This is a genomic window from Marinobacter sp. (assembly GCF_046484525.1).
Lineage (GTDB): Bacteria > Pseudomonadota > Gammaproteobacteria > Pseudomonadales > Oleiphilaceae > Marinobacter.
In genome coordinates this window covers 1-7,570 of sequence record NZ_JAWOIS010000057.1, presented here as the reverse complement: position 1 = coordinate 7,570, position 7,570 = coordinate 1, and the positions used below count along the sequence as shown (strand labels likewise).

The 7,570-nt window shown below is 56.5% G+C and carries 8 protein-coding genes; 1 reads left to right on the top strand and 7 read right to left on the bottom strand.

All coding sequences use genetic code 11. From position 1 onward, the window contains the following. Positions 1 to 13: 13 nt before the first annotated feature. Entirely contained in the window at positions 14 to 199 is a 186-nt protein-coding gene (locus R6W86_RS12185; RefSeq protein WP_410329635.1) for a hypothetical protein, read from the top strand. Between the two features lie 340 nt (positions 200 to 539). On the opposite strand, the gene rlmC is transcribed toward R6W86_RS12185, so the two are convergent. From rlmC to R6W86_RS12150, 7 genes are all read right to left on the bottom strand, one after another. Further along, entirely contained in the window at positions 540 to 1,670 is a 1,131-nt protein-coding gene (gene rlmC / locus R6W86_RS12180; RefSeq protein WP_410329634.1) for a 23S rRNA (uracil(747)-C(5))-methyltransferase RlmC, read from the bottom strand. A gap of 262 nt (positions 1,671 to 1,932) precedes the next feature. Further along, entirely contained in the window at positions 1,933 to 2,685 is a 753-nt protein-coding gene (locus R6W86_RS12175; protein WP_410329633.1) for a metallophosphoesterase, read from the bottom strand. A 1-nt stretch (position 2,686) separates the two neighbouring features. Further along, a complete protein-coding gene (locus R6W86_RS12170; RefSeq protein ID WP_410329632.1) occupies positions 2,687 to 3,127 on the bottom strand; it encodes a DNA-binding protein in 441 nt (146 codons plus the stop codon). Then, entirely contained in the window at positions 3,099 to 3,701 is a 603-nt protein-coding gene (locus tag R6W86_RS12165) for a nucleotidyltransferase domain-containing protein (protein WP_410329631.1), read from the bottom strand. The genes R6W86_RS12170 and R6W86_RS12165 overlap by 29 nt, the downstream gene beginning before the upstream one ends. 177 nt (positions 3,702 to 3,878) lie before the next feature. Beyond that, entirely contained in the window at positions 3,879 to 4,568 is a 690-nt protein-coding gene (locus tag R6W86_RS12160) for a nucleotidyl transferase AbiEii/AbiGii toxin family protein (RefSeq protein ID WP_410329630.1), read from the bottom strand. Beyond that, positions 4,565 to 5,089, bottom strand: coding sequence for a hypothetical protein (locus tag R6W86_RS12155; RefSeq protein WP_410329629.1), 525 nt, complete (start codon positions 5,087 to 5,089; stop codon positions 4,565 to 4,567). Before R6W86_RS12155 ends, R6W86_RS12160 begins: the two co-directional genes overlap by 4 nt. Before the next feature lie 133 nt (positions 5,090 to 5,222). Further along, a complete protein-coding gene (locus R6W86_RS12150) occupies positions 5,223 to 7,292 on the bottom strand; it encodes an alpha/beta fold hydrolase (protein ID WP_410329628.1) in 2,070 nt (689 codons plus the stop codon). Between the last annotated feature and the right edge of the window lie 278 nt (positions 7,293 to 7,570).

Genomic DNA, 7,570 nt, shown 5'->3' with positions numbered 1-7,570 from the left:
TCTACCTTCTCTCGTGCGGCAGGGTGAATTCCAACCACTGTTAGCATGGCTCCGTCAGAAGATTCATAGGCACGGTGGCTGCTTTCATCCGGTGGAGCTAATCAAGAATGCCTGCGGGTCCCGGTCGCGATTCGCCGGAGCCACCTATCGCGGCCGGGACGTCCGCTCCCACAAAAAACAACCCATCGCGCAGGGCTAGATCGGGTTAGGCGCTAGCCGTAACCCGACATCTCCACAGGCCATCCTGTCGGATTACGCTACGCTAATCCGACCTACCGACCATCAAGCGCGGCACTCTGTGGGAGCGAACGTCCCGGTCGCGATTCGCCGGCGCCACCTATCGCGGCCGGGACGTCCGCTCCCACAAAAAAACAACCCATCGTGCAGAGGTAGATCGGGTTAGGCGCTAGCCGTAACCCGACATCTCCGCTCCCCATCCTGCCGGATTACGCTACGCTAATCCGACCTACCAACGGCCTGGGGCCTCCCTCTGTGGGAGCGAACGTCCCGGTCGCGATTCTCAACGGAACCACCTATCGCTACCCCACCCGCTCCAGCAACGTGATCACCTCGTAATGCGTGGTATGGGGAAACATATCGAGCACACGCGCCCGGCGCAGCCGCAGGCCCGGCATCTGCGCCAGATCCCGCGCCAGCGACTCGGCGTTGCAGCTGGAATAGATCACCCAGCGCACCGCCGACTCCTCTAAAAATTGGCACAGCGCCGCGCCGATCCCCCGCCGCGGTGGATTGACGATCACCAGCTCCGGCACCTCGGGGTTCCCCGCGGCAAAATCGGCCGCATCCAGCGCACGAAAACGCACCCGAGCCAGACCCAGCTCATCGCGGCTCAGTTCCGCGCTGGCGATCGCCTCGGCGCTGATCTCGATCCCGGTCACCTCGCGGCGGCCGTCAGCCACATGCAACGCAAAGCCGCCGACGCCGCAGAAAAGATCCCACACACTGTCAGGGTCAAGCTCCTCCACCCACTCGCGCCCCTGCCGGTAGAGCGCCTCCGCCACCGCGGTATTGGTCTGGAAGAAACTCTTCGGCCGCAGGTGCAGCGGGATGCCGTTGAGCCGCATGGTCAAGCTCGCCTGTGCGGTCAGCACGATCTCCTGCTCACCCTCCAGCACCGCCTTGTGCTCCGGCTGCAGATTCACCGACACCACGCGCAACCCCGGCAGCGCCGCCTGCAGTTCCGGCAGTTGTTTGCGAATACGAGCCACCGGCTCCTGCGAGCGCAGGACAAAACGCACCATCAACTCACCGGAATGCTCCGCCAGGGTCACCAGAATGTATTTCAGCTCACCGCGCCGCCCGGCGATATCGTAGGGGATGATGCGCGCTCGGCGGATGAACTCCGCCAGCGGGCCGAAACAGGCCTGCAGCGCCGGCGGGTAGAGCGGGCAATCGGCCAGGGAGACCCCCTTGCCCCGGGCATCGACGATCCCCAGCACCGGTGCTTCCATGGTGCCACTCACCACCATCTTCGCCTTGTTGCGAAAACCCTGCTCGGCGCTCGCCACCGGCGGCAGCCACTCTACCCCGGCATGGACCGCCAGCAGCGCACGGCACTGCGCCTCCTTAGCGGCCAGCTGCTCGGCATAGGGCTGTTCGATCAGGGTGCAGGAGCGGCAGCGGCCCGCGGCATAGTGGGAGCAATGCATGGAGGGTTCAGGGATTCAGGAGTGCAGGAGAGATGGGGGATTCTAAATAGCTGTTCCTAACCGCGCAACATTAGTTCCTCTAGCATAGTTGCATGACGGAGGGTCCCTTCTCCCTCAGGGAGAAGGACAGGATGAGGGGATCCATTTATACCCCTTGCTCCTGATTGTGCCATGAGCATTCTTGTAGTGAGGTTTGGAGCAGTGATGAAGCAAATCCTGTTAGCCAGACATGAGGTTGCGGTATTAGCGTGGGGGGACAGTCTTAAGCAGTGAATACAAAGGCGGGATCAAACCCCTTCACCCCCTCTCCAGGGTAACCCCGCTGATTGGAAACCAGCCGGCACTTTCCAACCTCCACATCCAGGTTGGCATGGGTATGCCCGAAACACCACACATCAACCATTCCTACCAGCTCGGTTAAGTCACTCATAAAAGCCGTTGCTATCGCATTTATGGGGAACAACGGATGCTTGCACAGCAGATGTGGGGCATGGTGGGAAATGACCACCGTCTTGCCGGCAAAAGGCTGTCTCAACTTTTTCCTGAGCCAGGCCTTGGACTCAGTATGAATCTTCAATGCATCCTCAGGCAGAAAAAGGCGTTCGCCATTGCTGACAACATGATGGTCGCTCAAGTGCTGCTGCACTTCCATCATCGACAACACGGGATCGCCCGCGGCCCGGTAATCGGTCCAAAGCGTACACCCAAGAAAGCGTACGTCACCAAGAATCAGCTCGTCGTTCTCCAGAAAATACAGCCTGTCACTGCCTGCAGCAAACGCCCGCATTTCATTCAGCAACGAGAGGTCATGATGGTAAAACTCGTGATTACCGGCGACATACAGAATGCGTTTATCCAGGCGCTCCGCTTCCTTGCTCGCCCAAACCAACCCATCCCGTCCCACATCGATATCGCCGGCCAACACGATGAAATCGGCACCGCTCTGTTCAATCTTCGGCGGCCTATCCGGCTGGTAAAACTCGTTGTGCAGATCGCTTAAGAGCTGGACTTTCATGTCAAATGAACTCGGGGTGTTCGCTCTTTAGCCAAACCTGCACATCCTTCAGGAGTGCTTCGGCTGCACGCACGCAGGCTTCCGTTTCCTCCTCACTCACGCCATCCCCATTGTAGTCGTTGAGGTTGCGCTTCTTGCGCATGGCATCCAGAACGATCATCCGCTCATTGGACATGCCAATGGTTGTTGGAAGACTTTGAATCACAGTGATGTGATGCCCGGGCTCACTGGTGGAGGGACGGTAACCGCTTGCCCGAATGGAAGCCAGCGCACACTGCATTATCGCCTTGTAGGCAGCATCGAACCGGGTTGTGGCACTCACGTCGCTAACGTGCGCGTCCTGGATATTGCGCTGCGCTGCCGTCAGCAGCTTTCCGATCTCTTCCCTGCTAGCCGGCTGCGGCACCAGCTTTCTAACTTTGACCAGATTTTCCAATGTCATCTTCCCTCCCTAGAACCATCAATTTCGGTTTTTCCATAACCTGCGCAACAAAGGAATTCGCTTCTTTCATCTTGCGCCCAAACTCTTCCGGTGTGAACAGGTTGGGATTGATCTCCCTGCCCAGTTCCGCGTGACAGGGGTGAACGGCAGCGACCAGTGCCTCAAAGGTCACCCGCCCAACAACCATCAAATCGATATCACTGCCCTGGCGCTCCGTACCGCTGGCCACCGACCCGTAGACAAACGCCAGCTGGATCGCCCCGGATAACGGCAGCAAGGCATCACGCAAGACTTCCGCAACGCCGAAGGTTTTCATCACGATCGCTCGCAACTCGGCGAAGACCGGTGAATCGAAATTCGCCTGATAATGTTGCTGGTTGCCTTCCTGTCGCATGACCAGCAGCCCGGCCGATAGCAGACGCTCCAGCTCACGCCGCACCGTACCACGCCCCATCCCCGCCAACCGCATGATTTCATTGGTGTAAAAGGATTTCGCCGGATTACCGTAAAGCAGTCCCAGCACCCGCTGCTGGGTTTTGGTGAACAGGGCATCGCCAATAGTGACAGGTAGCATGTGCACCTCGAATAGGACCCAATTTGGGTACTATAGGCCCCAATTTGGGTCCTTTCAAGCCCCCTTTTCAGGTGCCATCTGGATGCCTTACCCGTCAGTCCGACGGAGGCCGGAATTCACAAACGCCACAAGAAAAATTATCGCAGCAACTTGCGTCTCGACATGTGATTCCGCATTTCACGACCACGATTTCATGATCTTCAGGCTGTTTTCTACGGCTCTTGCAGAGTCAGGATTATTCAACAGTCCGGGTAAAACATTCAAAAAGTCATTATTCAACAGTGATGCTGCCCGTTCTGCAAAATATCGCTTTAATCCTTCATCGCAGCCTATAAGCTCCATAATCAAGCCGCTTCGGTTTTCCATGATGAATACAATGTCTTCCAGATCGTGACTGAAGAAGTTTCCCTTACCCCTTCCTGCGAAAGCCTCAAACTTCGTCGCCATGAAATATGCCGGACTAACTACACGAATTTCCAGCCCGCTTGGCAGAGTAACGTTGGTTGCTTCATCAATGGCTGCCTTGTACCAACGATTGGAATAGCCCAATACTCTTTCATCCGTCGGCATTACATCGAGTTTGATTCCGCCGACCTTGCTATCGAACAACCAGCGGCAGTTCGGGCCATCGATATCTTCTCGAAAACCATGTACTCGCAAATTTTTTGAAAATTTGTGGTATTCAACCAATGTGGCTACATCGATAATCACATCCACATCATCGGTTTTTCGCACACCATAATGTGCCGCCTCATCCACCAACAGCACCGTCGTACTTCCGCCGACGAATGTCACTTTCGGCAACAAATCCCCCAGTGCCTCGGCTACAGCTTCCAGCTGCATTAGATTAACGTCCTTGTTTTTCATAACTCTCCTTTAATCAGACTTGCCAGAAGGTCTCTCGCTATCGTCAGCTCCCTTGGTTTTCCGCCCCGAATCGCTTCCAGCAGTGAAAGCGCCCGGTATAGCTGTTCATCGTGACTCGCCGCGAAGGGAGCAGAATCATGTATAGGCTTTATCAACGTCCCATCAACGCCCCCACCAGGCACAGACCACACAAACGGGGGATCAGGCGGTACAACCTCGCTAGCCAGCACAGGACAATTCCACGATGTAGCCATCCCCCTGCCATATCCGACACTCTCCTGGGGATAGGCATAACGAACCCCGTAGCATAGCCATTCCAGCAACGCGCCTGACTCGACAAATACACCGCCGGCTCTCTCAACGACAAGCCGCGAGGCCAACAGCCGCCGGGTTCCTTTGCTTACCTCGCCCGGACTGATGCCTACCGTCTCAGAAATGCCCCGGACGCTGCTTTCCTGTCCCGCCTGCCTCAACGACCAGTATTTGAGTACCAACAGGGTGTCTTGTGGCTTCAGTGCCATAATGATGTTTCCAGTTTCGAAACAGGAAACACTTTAGAACGAACTATTTTGTCCCGTCAAGTCCCGCCTGTGCGGATTTGAACAGCAGAATGCTGGCCCGAAGGGTGGAGGGCAGGACGCCCGGAATAAAGGGTCAGGGAGAGGGTACATAATCCGACCCCTCCGACATCGCCACCCACCGCCGCTGGACAATGGAATCAATCCGCGCGTTGCGGAGCACCTCCCACTCCGACAGCGGGTCCTCCCGGTCCCACACTTCGAACAGCTGCCGCTGCTTACCGCTCAACGGCAGACCATAGGTCTCGTGCATGTAGAAATAGGTCCGCGCGATATCGCCCCGAACCTCCGGCCGTGGCTCCACCTTGCGCAAGGAACGGTCCACCTCGAAATCACAGGCACCATAGTTCCGCGGCTCGCCCTCAAGCATGCTGAAGGTGTAGTTGCTGCGATCCCCGTTCAGCTCACCGATAGCCGGCACCAGGTTACGCAGATCCGAGACCATGGCGCGAAACACCGGGTCGACCTTCTCGCAACATTGCCTCCCCTTGTAAGGCTTACCCTTGCTGTTGGTGCAGATCGGCTCGCGCCAGCACTGGCGGCTCTGCCCCAACGCATGCGCCGGCACGACGTGCTCCCACTCGATGCTCTGCGAGCGTTTGTTGTTCTTGCGCGGCACATAACCACAAGCACTGGCAGCAAATTCTTTATCCAGATAAGCATACTCGCTTGTGCTGCCCGTGTTGGCTTCCTGGAAGAGATGGTTCGCTTCCGGGTATGTCAGTATGGTCACATTTTCATTCCCGGCACGCTCCAGAGCAGCCTCCATCGCCGGCGCATTCATCTCGTAAGGCACCTGCAGGTCAAGCCCGCCAAAGATGCCCAGAACCGGAATGGTGATCTCCTCCAGCGCGGTGGCAGGATCGTAGGTAAGGAAGAAAAGATACCAGGCGGATTCCAGCGTGCCAACTTGCTGCTGGTAAACAGTGTCAATATAATCCTCCAGGTTTCCGATGGCTTCTTTCTGAGCAGCGGGCAGCGCATTCACCTGATCCGTTATTTGCTCGCGGAGCTCCTCCTTTATGGCTTCCCAGTCTCCGTCCCTGAGCAGCGCTTCAAAATACCGGCGCTGGGTTTCAAGCGCTTCCTCAATTTCTTCTTCACTTAATCCCTCAGCACGCGAGAGCAGTTCGATCTGCTGGTAGATGATCTCTTCCCCGGGGAGTGCAGTGCCAGCCAGCAGGATCAGCATGGCAATGTCATCCCGCTGATTTGCGACCATGGGCGCAATGATGCCGCCCTCGCTGTGCCCGAGCAGACCAATGTTGTCAGGGTCGATCTCCGGGCGTGTCAACAGCAGGTCGACTGCGGCGCTCACATCTCCGGCCAGTTCGGCACTGGTGGATTCCGACAGGTCACCGGTGGAGGCACCCACACCGCGGTCATCATAACGCAGCACGGCAATGCCGCTGCGGGTGAAGTGGTCTGCGATTTTTCCGAAAATTTTGAAACCGAAAATCTCCTCATCCCGGTTCTGTGCCCCGCTGCCGCTGATCAAAACAAAAGCCGGAAAAGGCCCATCGCCTTCCGGGATCGTGAGTGTGCCGCCGAGGGTGATGTCACCGTTTTCAAAGGTGACTTCTTCAACGCTGTAGGGCGGCGGAGGTTCATCTGAGGCGATCATCCCGGCAGGAAAGAGTTCGAAGGTACCTTGATACCCCGCTTGCTCGAAGGTGCCCCTGATCACACCGTCTTCATCCAGCCTGCCGTCCCAGACGGCTTTGCGGTTTACTTCTGCGAATCCTTCAAAATGGACATTCACGCCGTCGAAGCTAACCTCTGCCAGTTCATAGCCAAACAGGTTCTGCGGCGGGATATCGAGCGTGGCCAGCAGGCTGTTGTCTGCGGTTCTGAAATGCACAATGTTCTCAAGTGAACTGCCGGCTATCGCCAACGACCCTTTCCACGTGCCGTCAATCGATATGTCGAATGAAGACAGGTCGGGTGTGGCAGTTGGTTCGGGATCGGTTGGTGCATCCGTGGCTGTTGAAGCCGGCACAGGGGTGTTGTCTGGTGTCTGCGGAGTTGGGGGTTCAGTTGATTCGGGTACGGCTGTTTCCTGAACAGCAGGTGCGCAAGCAGTGAGAACCAGCGTGAATGTGAGAAATACCGCAAAAAATGTAATACCAAACGTCTTTTTATTCATCCTATATCCTTTCATTTTCCCGGATAATTATAAAGGATATTGGTTGGGGTAGCAGGTTGCTGTCATCCTGACGAAGGAAGGATCACCTTGACGGCCATCTTACCGAAAACGTTATAGGCAAAAACACCCCATTATTAAAGCTCGTGAAGAACCTGATCGGAGAGCGCGCACAACTGACTGTGTGCGCGCACTTGAGTCTGGGCTATCAAGTGCCAGGCACTCCTGGATGATTGCGGGATGCGGGGGTTTTTGACAACGCAGTAGGTTGTATGGCTTTA